At 67.2% G+C, this 23663-nt stretch carries 18 protein-coding genes; 15 read left to right on the top strand and 3 right to left on the bottom strand.

All coding sequences use genetic code 11. The features are described 5' to 3' along the window. The first annotated feature begins 104 nt into the window (after positions 1-104). From murD to murC, 5 genes are all read left to right on the top strand, one after another. A complete protein-coding gene (gene murD, locus D4Q52_RS10215) occupies positions 105-1511 on the top strand; it encodes a UDP-N-acetylmuramoyl-L-alanine--D-glutamate ligase (protein WP_119856458.1) in 1407 nt (468 codons plus the stop codon). An 8-nt stretch (positions 1512-1519) separates the two neighbouring features. Next, positions 1520-2620 (top strand): acyltransferase family protein, encoded by a 1101-nt coding sequence (locus D4Q52_RS10210; protein WP_119856457.1) that lies wholly within the window; start codon positions 1520-1522, stop codon positions 2618-2620. Between the two features lie 182 nt (positions 2621-2802). Beyond that, positions 2803-3945 carry a putative lipid II flippase FtsW gene (ftsW, locus tag D4Q52_RS10205; RefSeq protein ID WP_119856456.1) on the top strand — a complete coding sequence of 381 codons (1143 nt, stop codon included), beginning with the start codon at positions 2803-2805 and terminating at the stop codon, positions 3943-3945. A 4-nt stretch (positions 3946-3949) separates the two neighbouring features. Further along, the gene (gene murG / locus D4Q52_RS10200) at positions 3950-5050 is read left to right on the top strand and encodes an undecaprenyldiphospho-muramoylpentapeptide beta-N-acetylglucosaminyltransferase (RefSeq protein WP_119856455.1); all 1101 of its coding nucleotides are present in this window, start codon (positions 3950-3952) and stop codon (positions 5048-5050) included. 125 nt (positions 5051-5175) lie between these two features. After that, positions 5176-6579 carry a UDP-N-acetylmuramate--L-alanine ligase gene (murC, locus tag D4Q52_RS10195; RefSeq protein ID WP_119856454.1) on the top strand — a complete coding sequence of 468 codons (1404 nt, stop codon included), beginning with the start codon at positions 5176-5178 and terminating at the stop codon, positions 6577-6579. Between the two features lie 158 nt (positions 6580-6737). Here murC and D4Q52_RS10190 read toward each other — a convergent pair whose 3' ends face one another. Continuing rightward, a complete protein-coding gene (locus D4Q52_RS10190) occupies positions 6738-7073 on the bottom strand; it encodes a GIY-YIG nuclease family protein (protein WP_119856453.1) in 336 nt (111 codons plus the stop codon). Positions 7074-7195: 122 nt separating this feature from the next. Between D4Q52_RS10190 and murB the strand changes: the two genes are divergently transcribed. Further along, a complete protein-coding gene (murB, locus tag D4Q52_RS10185) occupies positions 7196-8122 on the top strand; it encodes a UDP-N-acetylmuramate dehydrogenase (RefSeq protein WP_119856605.1) in 927 nt (308 codons plus the stop codon). 7 nt (positions 8123-8129) lie between these two features. Here murB and D4Q52_RS10180 read toward each other — a convergent pair whose 3' ends face one another. Next, a complete protein-coding gene (locus D4Q52_RS10180) occupies positions 8130-8963 on the bottom strand; it encodes a DUF4239 domain-containing protein (RefSeq protein ID WP_119856452.1) in 834 nt (277 codons plus the stop codon). Between the two features lie 296 nt (positions 8964-9259). Between D4Q52_RS10180 and D4Q52_RS10175 the strand changes: the two genes are divergently transcribed. The 8 genes from D4Q52_RS10175 to recN all read left to right on the top strand — a co-directional run bounded on the left by D4Q52_RS10175 (position 9260) and on the right by recN (position 20522). After that, positions 9260-10576: a glycosyltransferase family 87 protein gene (locus D4Q52_RS10175; RefSeq protein WP_119856451.1), complete on the top strand. Its 1317-nt coding sequence runs from the start codon at positions 9260-9262 to the stop codon at positions 10574-10576. Between the two features lie 138 nt (positions 10577-10714). Beyond that, positions 10715-11704, top strand: coding sequence for a D-alanine--D-alanine ligase family protein (locus D4Q52_RS10170; protein WP_119856450.1), 990 nt, complete (start codon positions 10715-10717; stop codon positions 11702-11704). Positions 11705-11977: 273 nt separating this feature from the next. Continuing rightward, positions 11978-12979 (top strand): cell division protein FtsQ/DivIB, encoded by a 1002-nt coding sequence (locus D4Q52_RS10165; RefSeq protein ID WP_119856449.1) that lies wholly within the window; start codon positions 11978-11980, stop codon positions 12977-12979. Beyond that, positions 12976-14301 carry a cell division protein FtsA gene (gene ftsA, locus D4Q52_RS10160; RefSeq protein ID WP_119856448.1) on the top strand — a complete coding sequence of 442 codons (1326 nt, stop codon included), beginning with the start codon at positions 12976-12978 and terminating at the stop codon, positions 14299-14301. The genes D4Q52_RS10165 and ftsA overlap by 4 nt, the downstream gene beginning before the upstream one ends. A 93-nt stretch (positions 14302-14394) precedes the next feature. Beyond that, the gene (ftsZ, locus tag D4Q52_RS10155) at positions 14395-16167 is read left to right on the top strand and encodes a cell division protein FtsZ (RefSeq protein WP_119856447.1); all 1773 of its coding nucleotides are present in this window, start codon (positions 14395-14397) and stop codon (positions 16165-16167) included. Between the two features lie 363 nt (positions 16168-16530). Next, entirely contained in the window at positions 16531-17493 is a 963-nt protein-coding gene (gene lpxC, locus D4Q52_RS10150; RefSeq protein ID WP_119856446.1) for a UDP-3-O-acyl-N-acetylglucosamine deacetylase, read from the top strand. Between the two features lie 425 nt (positions 17494-17918). Beyond that, positions 17919-18824 carry an outer membrane protein assembly factor BamD gene (locus tag D4Q52_RS10145; RefSeq protein WP_119856604.1) on the top strand — a complete coding sequence of 302 codons (906 nt, stop codon included), beginning with the start codon at positions 17919-17921 and terminating at the stop codon, positions 18822-18824. Positions 18825-18836: 12 nt separating this feature from the next. Beyond that, the gene (gene recN, locus D4Q52_RS10140; RefSeq protein ID WP_119856445.1) at positions 18837-20522 is read left to right on the top strand and encodes a DNA repair protein RecN; all 1686 of its coding nucleotides are present in this window, start codon (positions 18837-18839) and stop codon (positions 20520-20522) included. 264 nt (positions 20523-20786) lie between these two features. Here recN and D4Q52_RS10135 read toward each other — a convergent pair whose 3' ends face one another. Next, positions 20787-21074 carry a GIY-YIG nuclease family protein gene (locus tag D4Q52_RS10135; protein ID WP_119856444.1) on the bottom strand — a complete coding sequence of 96 codons (288 nt, stop codon included), beginning with the start codon at positions 21072-21074 and terminating at the stop codon, positions 20787-20789. A 198-nt stretch (positions 21075-21272) separates the two neighbouring features. Here D4Q52_RS10135 and ligA point away from each other — a divergent pair, with 198 nt between their 5' ends. Next, positions 21273-23423, top strand: coding sequence for an NAD-dependent DNA ligase LigA (ligA, locus tag D4Q52_RS10130; RefSeq protein WP_119856443.1), 2151 nt, complete (start codon positions 21273-21275; stop codon positions 23421-23423). The last annotated feature ends 240 nt before the right edge of the window (positions 23424-23663 follow it).

The following is a 23663-nucleotide window of genomic DNA, read 5'->3' as shown; positions in this document are numbered from 1 at the left end:
ACTTCAATTTCGTCATTGCGAGCGAAGCGAAGCAATCCAGCGCAGTGTACGGAGCTGGATTGCTTCGTCGCTGCGCTCCTCGCAATGACGGGGAGAGGCTTGCGATGATCCCCATCACGTCTCTGGCCGGCCAGTCGGTTGCGGTGTTCGGCCTCGGCGGGTCGGGGCTGGCGTCTTGCCATGCGCTGCGTGCCGGCGGGGCGGAGGTGATTGCCTGCGACGACAATCTCGACCGCATGGTCGAGGCCGCGCAGGCCAACTTCATTACCGCGGACCTGCGCAATCTGCCGTGGACCAATTTTGCCGCTTTGGTGCTGACGCCCGGCGTGCCACTGACGCATCCGGCGCCGCATTGGACGGTGCTGAAAGCGCAGGCCGCCGGCGTCGAAGTGATCGGCGATGTCGAATTGTTTTGCCGCGAGCGCAAGCTGCATGCGCCGGATGCGCCGTTCGTCGCCATCACCGGCACCAACGGCAAGTCGACCACCACCGCGCTGATCGCGCATCTGATGCGCGAGGCCGGTTACGACACCCAGATGGGCGGCAATATCGGCACCGCGATCCTGTCGCTGGAGCCGCCGCAAGCCGGCCGCGTCCACGTCATCGAGATGTCGTCGTACCAGATCGATCTTACGCCTTCGCTCGATCCGACCGTCGGCATCCTGCTCAACGTCACCGAGGATCACATCGACCGCCACGGCACCATCGAGCACTACGCGGCGGTGAAGGAGCGGCTGGTCGCTGGCGTGCAGGACGGCGGCACCGCGCTCGTCGGCGTCGACGACGGCTTCGGCCGCGACATCGCCGACCGCCTGGAGCGCGCCGGCCAGCGCGTGGTGCGGATTTCAGTGAAGCAGCCGCTGGCCGACGGCATCGTCGCCGATCGCGATGTGATTTCGCGTGTCACCGGCGGCGCCGCGCAGGAGATCGCCCGGCTCGGCGGCATCGGCTCGCTGCGCGGCCTGCACAACGCCCAGAACGCTGCCGCAGCAGCCGGCGCCGCGCTGGCGCTCGGCGTCGCGCCGGACGTATTGCAGCAGGGCCTGCGCAGCTTCCCCGGCCTGGCGCACCGCATGGAGCAGGTCGGCCGCAAGGACACAACGCTGTTCGTCAACGACTCCAAGGGCACCAATGCGGACGCCACCGCCAAGGCGCTGTCCTCGTTCGGCGACATCTTCTGGATTGCCGGCGGCAAGCCGAAGACCGGCGGCATCGAGAGCCTCGCCGAGTACTTCCCGCGTATCCGCAAGGCCTATCTGATCGGCGAGGCGGCGGCGGAGTTCTCCAGGACGCTGGACGGCCGCGTGCCCTACGAGATCAGCCGGACGCTCGACAACGCTGTGCCGGCTGCGGCGCGCGATGCGGCGGCGTCGGGCTTGCCTGAGCCGGTGGTGCTGCTATCGCCGGCCTGCGCGTCATTCGATCAGTTCCGCAACTTCGAAATCCGCGGCACCAAGTTCCGCGATCTCGTGCTGGCGCTGCCCGGCGTCGCGTCCGTCACGCCGGGCTGAGGCCTACGATGCGGATCCCCTCCGTCGATGGATTGCGCGGGATCGCCATCCTCGGCGTGGTTTGGCATCACATGATTGCCGACACCTGGCAGACGCCGATCACGCTGGCCGGTGTGACGCTCGCCAACAACCCATTCGCCGCCAATGGCTGGATGGGCGTCAATCTGTTCTTCTTCCTGTCAGGGCTGGTGCTGTATCTGCCCTACGCGGCGGGGCAGCGCCGGATGGCGACGCGCGCCGACGCCGTCGCCTTTTTGCGCCATCGCGCCGTGCGGCTGCTGCCGCTGTTCTATCTGTCGCTGATCATCGGCTTCATCTTCCTCGGCAAGCTCGACCAGCCGCAAAGCTGGATCAATTTCGCCGCCAGCCTGACGCTGGTGTTTCCGTTCTACAGCCCGGCGTTCTTGCCGCCGGGCAACAGCGTGTTGTGGTCGCTCGGGACTGAAATCTATTTCGCGCTGGCGATGCCGCTGCTGCTGGATGTGATCGCGCGCGCCGGGCTGGCGCGCGTCGCCGTCGCCGCGGTGGTGATCGGCTTTGCGATTCGCGTAATGGCCTTCGCGCTGGTGCCGGCGGACGAGTCCAACGTCAATTCGCTGACCGACACGATCTTCGGACGGATCGACGACTTCGTGCTGGGGATGGTGGCGGCCGCACTGCTGGTGCGGCGGGTCCGTCTGCCGCTGCTGTGCGTCCCGGTCGGCCTCATCATGCTGATCGCTGCGCCGCTGCTGTCGGATGCCTGGCACGCCGGCCAAGTGCCGGCCTGGAGCCAGGCAATCACTTATTCGCTGATCAATGTCGGTCTGCTGCTGACCACCAACGCGCTGCTGCTACGCGACAACGGTGCGGCGCGGGCGTTGTCGATCGACGTGCTGCGGATTCCCGGCATCATGTGCTTCTCGATCTACGCCTGGCACGCGATCGTGCTGCGGCTGTACCAGATGGACGCCCCGAGCGGCGACCCGCTGCTGCGCGTCGCGATCTGCCTGCCGGTGATCGCGCTGCTGGCACTGGCGAGCTTCACCTTGATCGAGTTCCCCGGCCGGCCGCTGCGGCGATTGCTGTGGGCGGACGAGGCAAAACCGAGCACGGCGGCGGCGGCGTAGGTTGGAGACCGGGCTCCGATTGATCGCGTGTGTGTTGCTTTGGACCCCCCGCATGCGCGGGGGATGACGAGAGTAGGGCGGGGCGGCGCCGTCCGATCACAACTCAAATGCCGCGCATCCCGTTAACCGCTTGGCAACCACACGGGCGCACCAATGGGGCGACCCTTGGCCCAGGATTGCCGATGATTTCCCGTGAACAACGCACGCCGTTCAGTGAATGGTGGTGGACCGTCGATCGCGTGCTGCTGGCGGCGCTGATCGCGCTGATGCTGGCCGGGGTGATCCTGTCGCTGGCGGCATCGCCGCCGGTCGCGACGCGGATCGGACTCGATCCGTTTCACTTCTTCAATCGCCATGTGTTGTTCCTGGCGCCGTCGCTGATCGTGCTGATCGGCGTGTCGTTCCTGTCGCCGCGGCAGATCCGGCGCAGCGCGCTGATCGTGTTCGTGCTGGCGATCGTGCTGATCGTCGCGACGCTGATGTTCGGCCCGGAAGTGAAGGGCTCGCGGCGCTGGATCACGCTGCTGGGCATCAACATCCAGGCTTCGGAAATCGCCAAGCCGTCGTTCGTGGTGCTCGCCGCCTGGCTGTTCTCGGAAGCGGCGCGGCGGCCGGAAATGCCGGCGACCTCGATGTCGCTGGTGCTGGTGCTGACGCTGGTGTCGCTGCTGGTGATGATGCCCGACTTCGGCCAGACCATGCTGGTGACGATGGTGTGGGGCGCGCTGTTCTTCATCGCCGGCATGCGGGTGATCTGGGTCTTTGGTCTGGCCGGTCTCGCCGCCGGTGGCCTGTTCGCCGCCTATCTGTTCGTCCCGCACGTCGCCGGCCGCATCAAGCGCTTCATGAATCCCGCCTCCGGCGACACCTTCCAGGTCGATATGGCGAGCGAAGCCTTCAGCAACGGCAGCTGGTTCGGGCTCGGGCCGGGCGAGGGCATCGCCAAGCGCAGCCTGCCGGACAGCCACACCGATTTCGTGTTCGCGGTGGCGGCCGAGGAATTCGGCATCGTGCTGTGCCTGGCGCTGCTGGCGTTGTTCAGCTTCATCGTGCTGCGCACGCTGTCGCGCGCCTACAGATCCGACGATCTGTTCACGCGCTTCGCCGCCTCCGGACTGGCGATTTTGTTCGGCATCCAGGCCGCTATCAACATGTCGGTGAACCTGCAGCTGATCCCCGCCAAGGGCATGACGCTGCCGTTCATCTCCTATGGCGGCTCGTCGATGGTGTCGCTGGCCTACGGCGTCGGCATGATGCTGGCGCTGACCCGGCAGCGCCCGCAGACGGAAATTCACGCCATCGAAGCCGCCGGCAGCTACGCGTGAGGCCATGAGCGACGCGCCCCTGATCCTCCTCGCCGCAGGCGGCACCGGCGGCCATCTGTTTCCCGCCGAGGCGCTTGGCGTCGTGCTGATGAAGCGCGGGCTGCGCGTTCGGCTGGTCACCGACAGCCGCGCGATGCGCTACAGCGGGCTATTCTCCGCCGACATGATCGACGTGGTGCCGAGCGAGACGGTGCGGGGCAAGACGCCGTGGGCGCTGGCCCGCACCGGGCTGATGCTCGGCGCCGGCACCGCCAAGGCGATGGCGCTGATGCTGCAGCGAAAGCCGGCCGCGGTGATCGGCTTCGGCGGCTATCCGACGCTGCCGCCGCTGTTCGCGGCGCGCGCGCTCAAAATCCCGACGCTGATCCACGACGCCAATGCGGTGATGGGCCGCGCCAACCGGTTGCTGTCGAAGCGCGTCAGCGCGATCGCCACCTCGCTGCCCGGCGTGCTCGACCGCGATCCGGCGCTCGCCGGCAAGACGACCACCACCGGCACGCCAATGCGCCCGGCGATCCTCGCCGCCGCCGCGGTGCCGTTCGCGCCGCTCGATCCGGCCGGGCCGCTGCGGCTGCTCGTGGTCGGCGGCAGCCAGGGCGCCCGGGTGATGGCTGATATCGTCCCCGGCGCGCTCGAGCGGCTCGACCCCGAGCTGCAGGCCCGGCTGGTGCTGACCCAGCAGGTCCGCGAGGAAGACATGGCGCGGGTGAGGGCGGTCTATGACCGGCTGAAGCTGACCTGCGAGCTGGCGCCGTTCTTCACCGACCTGCCGGCGCGGCTGGCCGCCAGCCAGCTGGTGGTGTCCCGTTCCGGCGCCGGCACCGTCGCCGAACTCGGCGCGGTCGGCCGCCCCTCCATCCTGGTACCGCTTCCCGGAGCGCTCGATCAGGACCAGTTCGCCAATGCCGGCGTGCTGGCCGATGCCGGCGCTGCAATCCGCATCGTGCAAGCTGATTTCACCCCCGAACGCCTCGCCGCCGAGATCACCGCGTTGGCCGCCGACCCCGCCAAACTGCCCGCCATGGCCACCGCCGCCCGCACGGTCGGCCGGCTCGACGCCGCCGACCGGCTCGCCGATCTGGTCATGCGGGTGGCGCGGGTCTGAGCGGAGCGCGGTCCCGCGCTTTTGTCCCGGCCGGGCTTGTCGCGGCCATCCTCGTCTTGCATGAAGTGCCCTGAATCGTCGCGGCCCGGCCCGGGCCTGCTGACCGACCCTGAGAGACTTGCCCCATGAGACTGCCGCGCGAGATCGGACCCATTCACTTCGTCGGGATCGGCGGCATCGGCATGAGCGGCATCGCCGAGGTGCTGTGCAACCTCGGCTACACCGTGCAGGGCTCGGACGCCTCCGACAGCGCCAACGTCAACCGGCTGCGCGAAAAGGGCATCCAGATCCATGTCGGCCACCAGGCCGACAACATTACCGGCGCCGACGTGCTGGTGGTTTCGACTGCGATCAAGCGCGACAATCCGGAACTGTTGGCGGCGCGGGCGCAGCGCATTCCGGTAGTGCGGCGCGCCGAGATGCTGGCCGAGCTGATGCGGCTGAAGAGCTGCGTCGCGATCGCCGGCACCCACGGCAAGACCACCACGACCTCGATGGTCGCGGCGCTGCTCGACGCCGGCGAGCTCGACCCGACCGTGATCAACGGCGGCATCATCAACGCCTACGGCACCAATGCGCGGCTCGGCGCCGGAGACTGGATGGTGGTCGAGGCCGACGAAAGCGACGGCACTTTCCTCAAGCTGCCGGCCGATGTCGCCATCGTCACCAATGTCGATCCCGAACATCTCGATCACTTCAAGACCTTCGACGCTGTCCAGGATGCTTTTCGCGCCTTCGTCGAGAATGTGCCGTTCTACGGCTTCGCGGTGATGTGCATCGATCATCCGGTGGTGCAGGCGCTGGTCGGCAAGATCGAGGATCGCCGCATCATCACTTACGGCGAAAACCCGCAGGCCGATGCGCGGCTGCTCGACCTCGAGCCGTCGGGCGCCGGCTCGACCTTCAAGGTCGCATTCCGCGACCGCAAGGCCGGCACCGCGCATGAAATCGGCGATCTCCGCGTGCCGATGCCGGGGCGCCACAATGCGCTCAACGCGACAGCGGCAATCGCCGTGGCGCACGAGCTCGGCCTGTCCGACGACACCATCCGCAAGGCGCTGGCCGGCTTCGGCGGCGTGCGCCGGCGCTTCACCAAGACCGGCGATTGGAACGGAGTCACCATCATCGACGACTATGGTCACCACCCGGTCGAGATCGCCGCGGTGCTGAAGGCGGCGCGGCAGTCGACCTCCGGCAAGGTGATCGCCGTGGTGCAGCCGCATCGCTTCACCCGCCTGCAGTCGCTTTTCGAAGAATTCTGCACCTGCTTCAACGACGCCGACACCGTGATCGTCGCCGACGTCTATCCGGCCGGCGAGGCGCCGATCGAGGGCATCGACCGCGATCACTTCGTGCTCGGCCTGCGCGCCCACGGCCACCGCGAAGTCATCCCGCTGCAGGATTCCGCCTCGCTCGCCGGCGTCGTCGCCGGTGTGGCCAAGGATGGCGACTACGTCGTCTGCCTCGGCGCCGGCAACATCACCCAATGGGCCTACGCGCTCCCCGGCGAACTCAAGGCGCTCGGCTGATGGCCGCGACGCTGCAAGGCGTGGATGGCCGGGACGAGCCCGGCCATGACGAACGTTTTTGGGTTCTCTCCGGAGCTGACCGCAGGGTCTGGGAAGCCGTGTCGAAAGTACCACCTCTCAGCCCGTCATGGCCGGGCTTGTCCCGGCCATCCACGCCTTCAACGAGCTATCACCGGATACAAGTCGTCCCAGTCAGGATTGTCGGCCTCGATCTTGCGGACCTTCCATTCACGCGGCCAATGCTTGATGGTATGTTCGCGCTGGATGGCAGTGCGGATGTCGTCGAAACGCTCGAAGTACACCAGGCGCTTCAAGCCGTAACGCTTCGTGAAACCGTCGACGAAGCCGGCACGGTGCTCGTACACGCGCTTCACAAGGTCGCTGGTCACACCGACATACAAGACGCCGTTGGGGCGGTTGGTGAGGATGTAAACACAGCCGCCGGCCATGCCGAAGCTCCGCAAGGCGTGGATGGCCGGGACAAGCCCGGCCATGACGAGTTGAGAGGTTGTTTTAAGAGTGGTTGGGTGAGTGTTCGGGGTGATGATAGCAGATTTAACTTAGCTCCGTCATGGCCGGGCTTGTCCCGGCCATCCACGCCTTTGGCTGCAACGTCATGAGCTTTCCGGACATCACTCCTGATCTGAAAGCCGCGATGCCGGAACTACGTGGGCGGTTGCTGGCTAACGAGCCGCTGGCGCCGCTGACGTGGTTTCGGGTCGGCGGGCCGGCGCAGGTGTTGTTCACGCCAGCGGATGTGGAGGACCTTGGTTACTTCCTGTCGCGCTTGCCCGCCGACGTGCCGGCGCTGTGCATCGGCGTCGGCTCCAATCTGATCGTGCGCGACGGCGGCCTGCCGGGCGTGGTGATCCGGCTGGCGCCGCGCGGCTTCGGCGACGTCCGCGCCGACGGCGAGGTGGTGCACGCCGGCTCTGCGACGCTGGACAAGCGTGTCGCCGAGACGGCGGCTGCGGCCGGTCTCGGCGGGCTCGAATTCTACTACGGAATTCCCGGTACGATCGGCGGCGCGCTCCGCATGAACGCCGGCGCCAATGGCCGCGAAACGCGCGAGGTGCTGATCGATGCCACCGCGGTCGATCGCAGCGGCCGCGTTCATGTCCTCGACAATGCGGCGATGCAGTTCTCGTACCGGCACAGCGGCGCGGATGCCGGACTGATCTTCACATCCGCGCGGTTTCGCGGGACGCCGGCGTCATCCGACGCGATCCGCGCCAAGATGAACGAGGTGCAGGCGCATCGCGAAATGGCGCAGCCGATCCGCGAGAAGACCGGCGGCTCCACTTTCAAGAATCCGCCGGGTCACAGCGCCTGGAAGCTGATCGACGCCGCCGGTTGCCGCGGGCTCAGGATCGGCGGCGCACAGGTCTCCGAAATGCACTGCAACTTCCTGATCAACACCGGCGAGGCCACCGCCGCCGATATCGAGACGCTGGGCGAGACCGTGCGCGAGCGCGTCAAGGCGCAGTCCGGCGTCGAGCTGCAGTGGGAGATCAAGCGCATCGGCGTCGCCGCCGCGCGCTGACTAGCGATTACTTCGCGGCCGGTGGCGGTGATGGCTTCACCGGTGGCTGTGCCGACGGCGGCAAGGTCGGCGTGTCCGGCAGCGTGATGACGTGTTCGAGCGGCGCCGATGAGACCCGGAACACGCCGCTGAACGGATCCTCCTGCAGGGCGATGAGTCCGAGCGCCACGACGGCTCCGGTCGCGAAGACCGTTAGCGCGGCGGCCATCGCCCGCGGCTTCTCCAGATGCACCAGCGTCAGCGCAACCTGGGTGATGATGCCGAGCAGCAGCACCGAAATCCATTTCAGCTCGCTGGTGCGGTCCGTCGACAGGCTGAGCCGCGAGTTGCGCGCAGTCCCGACCCGGACCGCCGCGCTCAGCATCGCGACGTGAACCGCCGCGCTCGCATCACGGCTGATGCCGGGGTCGCTGAGCTGCGTCAGAAGTTCGTCGTAAGCCTCGGTCGTGGCCGGAGCGCTGTCGCCGCGCGAGGCCGGCCACTCCTCTCGCACCACCGATCTGGCGTAATCTTTCAGTGCGATCCGGATGTTGTGCATGTCGGTAACCGACGCGACGCTCAGCGTGTAGAGGTTCTGCAGTTCGCCGGCCTCGCTCTGCACCGCGCTGGTGGCCCGGCGGTTGCGTTCGGTCACTTCGTAGCCGAGGAAGCCGGTGAGCAGGCTGAACAGCACGGCAACCGACGAAAAGAACGGGGCAACGACGCCGTTGAGCTTGGAGATCGGGCCACGCGCCGGCGAGACGAAAGTCACAAGGACGAGTGCGAAAGCGACGCCGTAATACAGCAGCGCCAGCGTCACGAAGGTGCCGGTGGTGGAGAGGTCGAGCCAAGCCCTGATCATCGTGGTTCCCGTCAATTCGTCGTTCGGACTGCTGCTCAGAATTCGTGCAGCGAATCGAGCGGTGCGTCTCGCTCTTGACGCGGCGGACATTGGCCCGATTGATCGCACTCGTCCACCTCGGCTGCTGCACAGAACAGCGACGTGGAAAGCCACAACAAAGCAGCCCTCCGCTGCTTAAATGCAGGGGTGGTCCAGATTGTGGAGCGCCGCGACCTTCACGTAAGTTGACGCATCGACGCCATGGTTCTGCCGGGCCGGCGTGGCATCCCCCGGGCCGACGGACTGGAGCGCTCCTGTTGCAACGACAATTCGCGCCGCGCCTGCGACATCTGCACTGGTACGAGATCGCCATGATCGCCGGCGTGGTGCTGGCGCTGTGCATCTATCTGCCGATCGTGGTGAAGCGTTCGGCCGTGCACGGCTTCGGCGACGTTCAGGTGTTCTTCCGCGCCGGATGGGCGGTATGGACCGGCTATCCGCTCTACGAGGTCGCCGATCATCACGGCTGGACCTATCACTACCCGCCCTTGTTCGCGCTGCTGATGGGGCCGTTCGGCCACCCGCTCGACGGCTATCCGCGGCCGGCCTGGGCGATGCCGCTGCCGATGTCGGTCGCGGTCTGGTACGCGTTCAGCGTCGCGGCGCTGCTGTTGGCGGTCGATTGGTGGGCGAGGGCGCTCGAGCGCGGCGTGCCGGCGCTTACGCAGACTGCGTGGAGCGGCTGGTGGATGCTGCGGCTCGGCCCGATCGCGGCGCTGATGCCGTTCATCGGCGACGGGTTCGGCCGCGGTCAGCCCAGTGCGCTCATCCTGCTCACGATGGTGGCGTTTCTCATCTTGTATGTGCGCGGCCGGATTTACAGCGCCGCGCTGGCGCTGGCGCTGGGCTTCACCATCAAACTGTTTCCGCTGGTGCTGCTGCTGTTTCCGGTGCTGCGTCGGGACGTGAAGACTCTGCTCGCGACGGCGGGCTTCAGTGCAGTGTTTCTGTTCGTGGTGCCGGTGCTGTGCCTCGGCCCGGCCGAAGTGGTGAAGCTCTACACGGCAATGTGGACACAGCATCTCAGCGGCATCTTCACCGGCACGCCGAACGACAAGATCGCCGCCGAGATCACCTTCACTTCGTACGATATGCTGAGCATCGGCGCGATGCTGGCGCGGATCGGCGCCTGGGGCCTGCCGGTCGACGACAAGCTGCCGGCGTTCGCGACGGTCGGTCAGCTGGCGTTCGATGCGGTGTTCATCGGCGCCTTGTTGTGGATCGGGCATGGCCGGTTCTGGCGGCTGCGGGGTCCGCAGCCGGCGGTCTCCGATGCGCTGCTGATCGGCGGCGCGATCGTCTGCGCGGCGTTGCCGGTGCTGCTGTCGGTGTCGCAGCCGAACTACGTCGCCTTCGTGGCGCCGCTGGTCGCCGTGGTGCAACTCGACGCATGGCGGCGCAGCGGCAAGGTCACGGCCGTGCCGACACTGATCGCCTGGGCCGGCGTGATGTGGCTCGGCATGGTCGCGACCGAGGGCGGGGTGTGGCACCCGCTGCGAGTGGTGGGGCTGGCGACGCCGGCGATCGTGGTGCTGCTCGGCTGGGGATTTGTCTGCCTGCGCCGCGCGCGCTGACGGATGCCGCGACGTCACTGGTTCTTAAGCGCCCTTCGGCGGCTTCTCCGAATCAGCCAAATCGGAGAGATTGCGTCCGCGCCGGCCCGCGCTGCACGGACCAGATCGACTCAACACGGACGCCCGGCGGACCCATCGATGCGACAGACGATACTTTTCGGTGGCACCAGCAAGGAGCGGCTGGTGTCGGTCGCGTCCGCGCAGGCGCTGCACACCGCGCTGCCGGACGCCGATCTTTGGTTCTGGGATGCCGACGACCGCGTCTACGCGGTGACGCCGCAGGCGCTGCTGGCTCACACCAGGCCGTTCGAAGAGGCTTTCCAGCCGACAGCGCCGGCGCTCGGCACGCTGGTCGAAGCGCTCGACCGGGCCGCTGCCGAACAACGGCTGCTGGTGCTCGGCTTGCACGGCGGCGTCGCCGAGAACGGCGAATTGCAGGCGATGTGCGAGATGCGTGCGGTGCCGTTCACCGGCTCCGGCGCCGCGGCCTCGCATCTGGCGTTCGACAAGGTCGCGGCCAAGCGCTTCGCCGCGATCGCCGGCGTGCGCGCGCCCTCCAGTGTCACGCTGGCCGAAGCCGAAACCGCGCTCGAGGCACACGGCCGGCTGATCGCCAAGCCGACGCGCGACGGCTCAAGTTACGGGCTGTTCTTCATCAACGCCAGGCAGGATCTGGTCGCGGTGCGCGATGCCGCCAGGACCGAAGACTATCTGATCGAGCCGTTCGTCTCGGGCATCGAGGCGACCTGCGGCGTGCTGGAGCAGGCGGATGGCGCGCTGCTGGCGCTGCCTCCCATCGAGATCGTGCCAGCCGACGGCGGCTTCGACTACACGGCGAAATATCTCGCCAAATCCACCCAGGAGATCTGTCCGGGCAGGTTCGCCCCGGAGGTCTCGGCGGTGATCATGGATTACGCCGTCAAGGCGCATCGGGTGATGGGCTGCCGCGGCTATTCGCGCTCCGATTTCATCGTCGCCGCCGATGGGCCGATCTTTCTCGAAACCAACACGCTGCCGGGGCTGACCAAGGCGTCCCTCTATCCCAAGGCGCTCGCGGCGCAGGGGATCGCCTTCACAGACTTCATGCACGGGCAGATCGCTTTGGCGGAGCGTGCCGTGCGGCGTTAACGACCGCGCCGCGAGAGCGCCGCGGATCCGCTGCAGAATTGCCGCTGCAGCCGCCAAATCCCTCATCAAACGCAACAAATCCCGCCATGAGTCGGCGGTCTTTACTTTTTGTTTACCAGTAGGGCCGAAGGTTAACGCTGGCCGCGCATATTGGCGCTCGGCTGCCGAGGCGCGACCGGGCGGACATTCCGTCCCGCGATCGATTCCCGCGCACCGAGACGTCCTGCGCCTGAGCCCGGTTGGTTGCGGGCCTAACGTGTATGAGCTTGTGCAATGGATGGTGGAGGGCGCCTCGCCCGGTCGTCGCGACTGTCGGGGTTTCAGTCTGATCTGAAAGCGGTCGCGGCGGCGATCGTCGCACTGCTGCGCCATCGCTGGGCGCGCCGCAAACGGGCGCAAGCACAGCCGGCGCGTCCGGCCCGCCTGGTTCGTCCCGAGCCTGCAGACGGTTTCATCGCCACGCTGGAGCGGTATACGCCGCGGCGGATCGGCGTGGTCGCGACGCTGTTCATCCTGCTCGGCAGCGCCGGCCTCGGCATCGTCAAGGGCGGCCATGTCGACGAGTTCGTGCAGGGCCTCGACGACGCCCGCAATGCCGTCGCCAACATTGCCGGCTTCCGCATCCATCAGGTCGCGATCGCCGGGCGCAAGCAGCTGACGCAGGACGAAGTGCTGGCGATCGGCGGCGTCACCGGCCGCTCTTCGCTGCTGTTTCTCGACGCCGCGGCGGTGCGCGACCGGTTGAAGGCCAATCCGTGGATTGCCGACGCCACGGTGCTGAAATTCTATCCGGGTGAGTTGCAGATCGACATCGTCGAGCGCACCGCGTTTGCACGCTGGCAGCTCGACGGACGCACCGTGGTGATCGCCGACGACGGCGCCGTGCTCGAGCCGTATGTGGCGAAGCGCTTCATGTCGCTGCCTCTGGTTGTCGGCAAGGGCGCCGAGGCCCGTGCCAAGGACTTCCTTGCGCTGCTCGATCGCTATCCGCAGGTGAAGCCGCAGATCCGCGCAATCGCGCTGGTCGGCGAGCGGCGCTGGAATATCTGGCTGAGCACCGGCCTGGTCATCCGCCTGCCGGAGCACGAGGTCGGCAATTCGCTGGCGACGCTGACCAGGCTCGATCAGGAGGACAAGCTGTTCTCGCGCGACATCACCACGATCGACATGCGGTTGCCCGACCGGCTCACGGTGCGGCTGTCCGACGCCGCCGCCAAGGCGCGCGAAGAGCTGTTCAAGGACAAGAAGTCCAAAAAGAAGGCTGGTGACGCGTGACCGGCTTCGATCGCACCCAGACCCCGAAGACCCGCCCGATGCCGCCGCATCGAACCGCCATGGTGGCGTCGCTGGACATCGGCACCAGCAAGATCGCCTGCATGATCGCACGGCTCAAGCCGTCGCCGCCGAAGGACGCGCTGCGCGGCCGCAGCCACGCCATCGAACTGGTCGGCTACAGCCAGATCCAGTCGCGCGGCGTCAAGGCCGGTGCCGTGGTCGACATGGTCGAATGCGAGAAGGCGATCCGCCATGCCGTCGCGCTCGCCGAGCGCATGGCCAAGGTGCGGGTCGAATCCGTTCTGCTCTCGGTGTCCGCGGGCCGGCTGCAGGGCCAGCTGATCGAAGCCGCGGCCGATATCAAGGGCGGCGCGGTCAACGCCGACGATGTCAGCCGCGTGACGTCGACCGGCATGCATCACGCGACCGCGCCCGGCCGCGCCGTGCTGCACGCGCTGCCGGTCGGCTACACGCTCGACGGCGTCAAGGGCATCCGCGATCCGAAGGGCATGGTGGCGCGGCAGTTCGGCGTCGACATGAACGTCGTCACCTCCGACGCCACCGTCGCCAAGAACATCATGCTGGCGGTCGAGCGCTGCCATCTCAACGTCGAGGCGATGGCGGCGAGTCCTTACGTCGCAGGTCTCTCGGTGCTGACCGACGACGAAGCCGATCTCGGCGCCGCGTTGATCGAGATGGGGGCGGGCACCACCACGATGGCGATCTATTCGGGCGGCCGCTTCGTGCATGCCAGCGGCTTCGCGCTCGGCGGTCACCACATCACGATGGATCTCGCCCGCGGCCTCAGCGCCTGCATTGCGGATGCCGAGCGAATCAAGACGTTATATGGCACGGTACTAACCGGCGGTTCTGATGCGCGCGAACTGATGACGATCCCGGCCGCCGGAGACAATGAGCGGGACACACCCCAGCTCATCTCCCGCGCCACGATTGCGAACATCATTCGGCATCGGGCCGAGGAGATTTTTGAGATGGTCAGGGACCGGCTGGCGGATTCGCCGTTTGCTGCTGAGCCGCGCGCCCGCGTGGTTCTGAGCGGCGGCGCGTCGCAGCTCACCGGCATTCCCGAACTCGCCACTCGCATTCTCGGCCGCCCAGTGCGGGTCGGCCGTCCGCTCGGCTTCGGCCGGCTTCCGACCGAAGCCAAGAGCGCATCCTTCGCGGTTCCCACCGGCCTATTGGTGTATCCGCAATACGCCCATCTGGAGCACATCGAGCCACGGCATGCCCGTCCCATTCGCGGTGCCGATCAGGCCGGTTACTTCGGCAAAGTCGGCCGCTGGCTGCGTGAGGGCTTCTGATGACTCTTTTCCGCCCCCTTCCGCCATCACAGATTGTCCAGGCCGTTTGCCGGGGACTCAACGAACCAACGCGCGCGTAATCGAGAGGCAACCATGACCATCAATCTCAACGTTCCTGACATTCGCGAGCTGCGGCCCCGCATCACCGTGTTCGGCGTCGGCGGCGCCGGCGGCAATGCGGTCAACAACATGATCACCGCCGGCCTCGACGGCGTTGATTTCGTGGTCGCCAACACCGACGCGCAAGCGCTGACGATGTCGAAGGCGCAGCGGCTGATCCAGATGGGCACCCAGGTGACCCAGGGCCTCGGCGCCGGCTCGCAGCCCGACGTCGGCTCCGCTGCAGCGCAGGAAGTCATTGATGAGATTCGCGATCACCTCACCGGCGCCAACATGGTGTTCGTCACCGCCGGCATGGGCGGCGGCACCGGCACCGGCGCCGCGCCGGTGATCGCCAAGGCCGCACGCGAGATGGGCATCCTGACCGTCGGCGTGGTGACCAAGCCGTTCCACTTCGAAGGCGCACGCCGGATGCGGACCGCGGAGTCCGGCATCACCGAGTTGCACAAAGTCGTCGACACGCTGCTGATCATCCCGAATCAGAATCTGTTCCGGGTCGCCAATGAGAAGACCACCTTCGCCGACGCCTTCGCGATGGCCGACCAGGTGCTGTATTCCGGCGTCGCCTGCATCACCGACCTGATGGTCAAGGAAGGCCTGATCAACCTCGACTTCGCCGACGTCCGCGCCGTGATGCGCGAGATGGGCAAGGCGATGATGGGTACCGGCGAAGCCTCCGGCGAGAAGCGCGCGCTGACCGCCGCCGAAGCCGCGATCGCCAACCCGCTGATCGACGACTCCTCGATGAAGGGTGCCCGCGGCCTGCTGATCTCGATCACCGGCGGCAAGGACCTGACGCTGTTCGAAGTCGACGAAGCCGCCACCCGCATCCGCGAGGAAGTCGACCAGGACGCCAACATCATCGTCGGCGCCACCTTCGACGAGAGCCTCGATGGCATCATCCGCGTGTCGGTCGTGGCGACCGGCATTGAGAAGGATCAGTTGTCGCGGAACGCAGCCGCGGCCGGCGCGGCTGCCCAGGCTGCTGCGCCGGCGGACAGCCGTCTGGCTGAACTGACTGCCAAGCTTCGCGCCGACAACCAGCGCATCGCCGAAGCCGCCGCCGCCCGCGCGGCGCAGGCTCCGGTCGCGCCGGCTCCGGTGGCCCGCAACCCGAACGTCGAGCGCGCCGCGCTGGCGGCGATCGCCGCCGCGGTCAGCACCGAGCAGATGCCGGCCCCGCAGGTCGCGCAGGCCCCGGTGCAGCCGGCCGCCTATGGCGACGTCACGGTTCGCCCGATCCCGCAGAAGCCGTCGCTGTTCCCCGACATGGAGCAGACTCGCGCGGTGTCGGAAGAGCCGGAGACCCCGGATTCGTTCATTCCGCAGCAGCCCGACCGCGCCGCTCTGCGCGCGCCGCGGATGCCGCGGTTCGACGAACTGCCGGTGCCGGCCCAGAACGAGATCCGTCAGGCCGCCCGCGGCGAGACCGACGACGAGCCGCAGAAGACCCGGCTGTCGCTGCTGCAGCGGCTGGCCAACGGCCTCAGCCGCCGCGACGACGAAGCCGAGCCGGCCGCGCCGGTGCGGGTCGCCGCTGCGCCGGCGGTGCCGCAGATGCCGCCGCTGCCGGAGCGTCGGCCGCAGCGCAGCGTCGCCGAGCAGATGGGCCATGATCCGGTGTCGGAATATGCCAAGCGCCCGCAGGGCCTCGATATCCACGGCCGTCCAGCGCCTGTTGCGCAAGCGCCACAGGGTGACGACCATCTCGATATCCCGGCGTTCCTGCGCCGCCAGGCGACGTGATCGCCTGCCACATTTCGGACTGTTACAGGGCCCCGGAGGAACACCTCCGGGGCCATTTTGTTGTGCGCTGCAAACCCGTCGGACGTTTTTAGGTAATTGATTTTAAAGGGTATTTCGAGATCGTAGCAGGCCGGTAGGGATCACCTTCTGCCATCATTGCGTCTGAGTTCTGGACCGCGGCGGCGGTAATACGGCGGAGTTGGGGTAACAATCCGTAAAAAAGCGTGAGTTGGCGCTCTTTGGGGCAGTGCTATGGTTTTCGGGACTTGGGGACACATCGAGTCGCCCGGACAAGATCTTGAAACAAGATCAGAAAGCCGTCCGGTGCTGACTGACAGGTGGTCATTGGTGGGCAGTTCACGCATGAAATTCAGCCGGCAGACGACGCTGCGTTCGCAAGCCACGGTGACGGGCGTAGGCGTCCATTCTGGCCTTCCGGTCAACCTTACCATTGGGCCCGCATCCATCGATGCGGGTTATATTTTTGTCCGCACCGGCCTCGACGGCGCCGACCGCGAGATCAAGGCGAATGCCAAATCGGTGGTGGCCACCGAGCTTGCCACCGTGCTGGGCGACAGCAACGGCCCGCTGGTCTCCACCGCCGAACACGTTCTGGCTGCATTGCGCGGCATGGGTGTCGACAACGCGACCATCGAAGTCGACGGCGCCGAAGTGCCGATCATGGACGGCAGCGCCGCCCCGTTCGTCGCCGCCATCGACCAGGCCGGTATCCGCGAACAGTCCGCGCCGCGCCGCTATATTCAGGTTCTCAAGCCGGTGCGCGTTGCGCACGGCCAATCGGTTGGCGAGCTGCGGCCGCATGCCGCCGGTTTCCGCGTCGAGGTCGAGATCGACTTCGCCAATCCGGTGATCGGTCAGCAGAGCTACACGCTCGGCGTCGAGCCGGAAGCGTTCCGCCGCGAAGTCGCCCGCGCCCGCACCTTCGGCTGCATGAGCGATGTCGCCCGGCTGTGGGAGATGGGCTACGCCCGCGGCGCCTCGTTCGAGAATTCGGTGGTGTTCGACGACGAGCGCCTGCTGAATGCCGAAGGCCTGCGCTATGCCGACGAATGCGCCCGCCATAAGCTGCTCGACGCGATCGGCGATCTGGCGCTGGCCGGCCTGCCGATCATGGGCGCCTATCGCTCGGTCCGCGGTGGCCACAAGCTGAACCATGCAGTGCTGACCGCGCTGCTGGCCGATCGCACCAACTTCCGGGTGATCGAAGCCGAGCCGGCCCGCCGCGCCGTCCGTGGCGCAGCCGAAGCCGTCACCGGTCTGGTCGGCGGCATGATCGCGCCGGCCTACGGGCCGGACATGTCCTGATCCACGGAACGCGCCCCGCTCGAGTTAGATTGAGGGCACTCCCGTCGCCACACGTCACGGCCGGGCTCGTCCCGGCCATCCACGCCTTTCCTGCATTGCCGTCAGCAAGGCGTGGATGCCCGGCACAAGGCCGGGCATGACGCGCGGATGGGAAAGTGTTTGATTTCAAAGGGCGCGTTTTGATTGCCCTGGATGGGGGCCGTTATAGACGTCACACTGCGCCTCTCATTCGCCGTCCTTTGGACGCCGCCGCGCGGTCGCCTTATTCCCGGCGGAATGGCTGCTTACCCGGTTGGTCCGACGACCGTTTTCGGCTAAACAGCCGGGCGGCCAGATCGATGCTTCGGGGGCAGGCCGGTAGCGAGCCAGCACGGCTCGACCGAGCGCCGGAGCGCAGTGTTCTCCAGTTTGTCAGGTTGGAATTGATGTCGGCACAGCGGCTCGGACTGCGAAACAGGTCGGACTCGCGCGGAAGCGATCGGTTTTGGCGCAGCCTTCCGCTGTTGCTCAGCCTGACGATGCTGGCGCTGCCGCTCGGCGGCTGCGGCACCGGCGCGATCTGGGACAAGTTCACCGCCAAGGACGACGACAAGTTCAACGACGAGCCGGCCGACAAGCTCTACAATGAGGGCTTGTACCTGATGAACAAGGACAAGGACCTCAAGGCCGCGTCCAAGAAGTTCGAGGAAGTCGACCGCCAGCATCCGTATTCGGACTGGGCCCGCAAATCGCTGCTGATGTCGGCCTATTCGTATTATCAGGCCGGCGACTATGACAGCTGCATCGGCTCGGCGACCCGCTACGTCACGCTGCATCCCGGCAGCCCGGACGCCGCCTATGCGCAGTATCTGATCGCGGCCTCGCATTACGACCAGATCCCGGACATCTCCCGCGACCAGGGCCGCACAGAGAAGGCGATCGCCTCGCTCGAAGAGGTGATCCGCAAATATCCGACCTCCGAATACGCCAACCAGGCCAAGCAGAAGCTGGAAGGCGCGCGCGACCAGCTCGCCGGCAAGGAGATGGATGTCGGCCGCTACTACATGAGCAAGCGCGATTACGCCGCCGCGATCAACCGCTTCAAGACCGTGGTGACGCGCTATCAGACCACCCGCCACGTCGAGGAAGCGCTGGCCCGCCTGACCGAGGCCTATATGTCGATCGGCATCGTCGGCGAGGCGCAGACCGCCGCCGCCGTGCTTGGCCACAACTTTCCTGACAGCAAGTGGTACAAAGACGCTTATACTCTTGTAAAGTCGGGTGGACTCGAACCCACCGAGAACAAGGGCTCCTGGATCAGCAAGTCCTTTAAAAAGCTCGGTCTCGGATAGGACTGACCTCACATGCTCGCCCGCCTGTCGATCCGCGATATCGTGTTGATCGAGCGGCTCGACATCGAATTTTCCCGCGGCCTTGCGGTGCTGACCGGCGAGACCGGCGCGGGCAAGTCGATTTTGCTCGATGCGTTTGCGCTGGCGCTCGGCGGCCGCGGCGATGCCGCGCTGGTCCGCCATGGCGCCGAGCACGGCCAGGTCACCGCCACCTTCGATCTCGCCAAGGGCCACCCGGCCTTTGCGATCCTGGCCGCCAACGGTCTCGATGATCGCGACGAGGAAGACGCCGGCGAGATGATCCTGCGCCGCGTCCAACTCGCCGACGGCCGCACCCGCGCCTTCATCAACGACCAGTCGGTCAGCGTGCAGACCCTGAAGACGATCGGCGCGGCGCTGGTCGAGATCCACGGCCAGCACGACGAACGCGCTCTGGTCGACGCCGCCACCCATCGGCGGCTGCTCGACGCCTTCGCCGGACTGGAGAAGGACGTCGCGGCGCTGGAAGCGCTGTGGGAAGGCCGCCGTAGTGCACGCGCCGCGCTCGACGAGCACCGCGCCGGCATGGCGCGCGCGGCGCGCGAGGCCGACTATCTGCGCCACGCCTCCGACGAACTGAAGCAGCTCGCGCCCAAGGATGGCGAGGAGACCTCGCTGGCCGAGCGCCGCAGCACGATGATGCAGGGCGAGAAGATCGCCGCGGACCTGCGCGAGGCGCAGGAGGTGGTCGGCGGCCGGCATTCGCCCGTCGCCGCGTTGGCCTCCGCGGTGCGCCGGCTGGAACGCCGCGCCGGCGCCGCGCCGCAGCTGATCGAGCCGGCCGTGCGGGCGATCGACACCGCGCTCAACGCACTGGAAGAGGCCGATCAGCACCTCAACGCCGCGCTCGCCGCCGCCGATTTCGACCCGCTCGAACTGGAGCGGATCGAGGAGCGGCTGTTCGCGCTGCGCGCCGCGGCGCGCAAATATTCGACGCCGGTCGACGGGCTCGCGGCGCTGGCGGCGCAATACGCCGCCGATGTCGCGCTGATCGACGCCGGCGCTGACCGGCTGGTCGTGCTGGAGAAAGCCGCCGGCGAAGCGGACGGCCGCTACAGCGCCGCCGCCGCCAAGCTCTCCGCTGCCCGCAGCAAAGCCGCCGAGAAGCTCAACAAGGCGGTCAATGGCGAGCTGGCGCCGCTGAAGCTGGAGCGCGCCAAGTTCATGACCCAGGTCGAGGCCGATGCGGCTGCGGCGGGGCCGCAGGGCATCGACCGCGTCGAGTTCTGGGTGCAGACCAATCCGGGCACCAGGCCGGGCCCGATGATGAAAGTCGCCTCCGGCGGCGAGCTGTCGCGCTTCCTGCTGGCGCTCAAGGTGGTGCTGTCAGACAAGGGCTCGGCGCCGACCCTGGTGTTCGACGAAATCGACACCGGCGTCGGCGGTGCCGTCGCGGATGCGATCGGCGGTCGCCTGGCGCGGCTGGCGTCGAAGGTGCAGGTGATGGCCGTCACCCACGCGCCACAAGTCGCCGCCCGCGCCGACCAACACTTGCTGATCTCCAAAGCCGCCCTCGACAAAGGCAAACGCGTCGCCACCCGCGTCGCCGCGCTGGAACAGGACCACCGCCGCGAGGAAATCGCGCGGATGCTGGCCGGCGCGGAAATCACGGCCGAAGCGCGAGCCGCGGCGGACCGGCTGATCAAGGCGGCGGGGTAGGGGCGGCCTCACCCCAGGCACGTCATTCCGGGACGCTCGCGCAGCGAGCCGCTTTGGCCGAGATTCCGGGTTCGCCCGCCGCTGCGCGGCGGCCGCCCCGGAATGACTCGGGGAGGGGGGAGCGGCTGAACGCTCGCGTCTTTATGCGACGCCCGAGAGCGCGCCGCGCGCAACTTAAGCCCCAATTACCGTCATTCCGGGGCGCTTGCCGCGCAGCGGCGAGCGAACCCGGAATCCCGATGTTCAGGGCACCCGGCGCCCACCCTATCGCGCAATCGTCTCGTACAAGTCGGCCCAGTCCGGATTGTCCCGCTCGATCAATGCCACCTTCCAGGCGCGGCGCCATTTCTTGAGCTCCTTCTCCCGCGTGATCGCGGCGATCGGGTCGTCGTGGAGCTCGAACCACACCAGCCTGGTGATGTTGTATCGCGAGGTGAAACCCGGCACGGCTTTGCTGCGATGTTCATAGACCCGGCGGACGAGATCGTTGGTCACGCCGACATACAGCGGGCCGTGTTTGCGGCTGGCGAGCAGATAGACATAATAGGCCATCGGCGCCTCGCGCGCGGCGAGATTCCGGGTTCGCCCGCCGCTTCGCGGCGTTCGCCCCGGAATGACTCGGGGAAAGGTGGTTCTGCCAAGAGCACCGTCATTCCGGGGCGCTCGCGTTTGCGAGCGAACCCGGAATCTCGCTGTTCGGGGCACTCTCGCGAGCGTCAGCTCGCGAACACGGAAACTCAAGCTAGACAAATGATGGCCAAGAAACCGATCGCCCCCGCCGACATCGCCAAGCTCACCAAGCCGAAGGCCAAAATCGAGCTGACGCGGCTGCGGCTCGAGATCGAGGGGCACAACGCGGCTTACTATCAGAAGGACGCGCCGAAGATTTCGGACGCTGAGTACGACGCGTTGCGGCGGCGGCTGGAAGAGATCGAGCAAAAGTTTCCGGATCTCGTCAGCGCGTCGTCGCCGACCCAGACCGTCGGCGCGGCGCCGGCGCGCGGCTTTGCCAAGGTGCAGCACGCGGTGCCGATGCTGTCGCTGGGCAACGCCTTCGCGGACGAGGACGTCACCGAGTTCGTGGAGCGCGTGCAGCGCTTCCTCAAACTCGACGCGGTGCCGGCGATCGTGGCCGAACCGAAGATCGACGGGCTGTCACTGTCGCTGCGCTACGAGCACGGCGAACTGGTGCGTGCCGCCACCCGCGGCGACGGCTTCACTGGCGAGGACGTCACCGCCAATGTCCGCACCATCAAGGACATCCCGAACACGCTGAAGGGCAAGGCGATCCCCGCCGCCTGCGAGCTGCGCGGCGAGGTCTACATGCTGAAGCAGGATTTTCTCGCGCTCAACAGGCGCCAGGAGGAAGCCGGCGACACCGTGTTCGCCAATCCGCGAAATTCTGCCGCGGGCTCCTTGCGGCAGAAGGACGTGGCGATCACCGCGTCGCGGCCGCTGAGATTCTTCGCCTATGCGTGGGGCGAGATGAGCGACTACCCGATGAAAGAACCGACCCAGCACAAGATGCTGCAGTGGCTGGGTCACGCCGGCTTCGTGGTCAATCCCGAGATCACGCAGTGCCATAGCGTCGAGGACGCGCTCGCCTTCTATCGCCGCATCGGCGAGCAGCGCGCGTCGCTGCCCTACGACATCGACGGCGTCGTCTACAAAGTCGACCGGCTCGACTATCAGGAGCGGCTCGGCTTCGTGTCGCGCTCGCCGCGCTGGGCAATCGCGCATAAATTCGCCGCCGAGCAGGCGACGACCGTGCTGGAGAAGATCGACATCCAGGTCGGCCGCACCGGCGCGATGACGCCGGTGGCGCGTCTGCAGCCGGTGACGGTCGGCGGCGTGGTGGTGCAGAACGCCACGCTGCACAACGAGGACTACATCAAGGGCCTCGGCAATGACGGCGCGCCGCTGCGCGACGGCGTAGACATCCGCGAAGGCGACACCGTCGTGGTGCAGCGCGCCGGCGACGTCATTCCGCAGATCGTCAGCGTGGTGATGGAGAAGCGGCCGGCGTCGGCCAAGCCGTATCACTTCCCGCACAAATGCCCGGTGTGCGGCAGCCATGCCGTGCGTGAGGAAGGCGAGGCGGTGTGGCGCTGCACCGGCGCGCTGATCTGCCCGGCGCAGGCGGTAGAGCGGCTGAAGCATTTCGTCTCGCGGCTGGCGTTCGATATCGACGGCCTCGGCGAGAAGCAGATCGAGCTGTTCCACGAGCGCGGCTGGGTGCAGGAGCCGGCGGACATCTTCACGCTGAAGGCGCGCAATGCCGAGCTGAAGATCGAGCAACTCGAAGGCTATGGCGAGACCTCGGTGCGCAATCTGTTCGCCGCGATCGATGCGCGCCGGACCATCGAACTGCACCGGCTGATTTTTGCGCTCGGCATCCGCCATGTCGGCGAAGGCAACGCCAAGCTGCTGGCGCGGCACTACGGCACGCTCGACGCCTTCCTCGACGCGATGCGCGCCGCTGCCGACGCGCAGACCGAGGAGGGCAATACGTCCGAGGCCTATCAGGATCTCGACAACATCGGCGGCATCGGCGACGTCGTCGCCGAGGCGGTGGTCGAGTTCTTCGCCGAGACCCGCAATCGCGCTGCGCTCGATGCGCTGCTTGCCGAACTGACCGAGGTGCTGCCCGCCGAGAAGGTCAAGCGCGACACCGCCGTCGCCGGCAAGACCGTGGTGTTCACCGGCTCGCTGTCGAAATTCACCCGCGACGAAGCCAAGGCCGCCGCGGAGCGTCTCGGCGCCAAGGTGGCCGGCTCGGTGTCGAAGAAGACCGACTACGTCGTCGCCGGCGAGGACGCCGGCTCGAAACTCACCAAAGCGAAAGACCTCGGCGTCGCCGTGCTGACCGAGGATGAGTGGCTGGCGCTGATCGGCGGATAGCCTCTCGTTGATCCACTGTCCCCTCCGCGAGTCATTCCGGGGCGCGCAGCGAAGCTGCGCGAACCCGGAATCTCGATGGTGTTCGGCACGGTGCTTCACCGCGCGAGATTCCGGGTTCGCCCGCCGCTGCGCGGCGGCCGCCCCGGAATGACTCGGGAAGGGGTGAGCCGCCCCACCCGCCGGCATACGGGGGGCATTGCCGGGGGGCGGGGGGGGAGCCCGCATACCGCGGGTGCTGGG

The organism is Rhodopseudomonas palustris (assembly GCF_003591005.1).
Classification (GTDB): Bacteria; Pseudomonadota; Alphaproteobacteria; order Rhizobiales; family Xanthobacteraceae; genus Rhodopseudomonas; species Rhodopseudomonas palustris_K.
The sequence above is the reverse complement of the archived record's forward strand: the minus strand, read 5'-3'. Positions and strand labels throughout refer to the sequence as shown.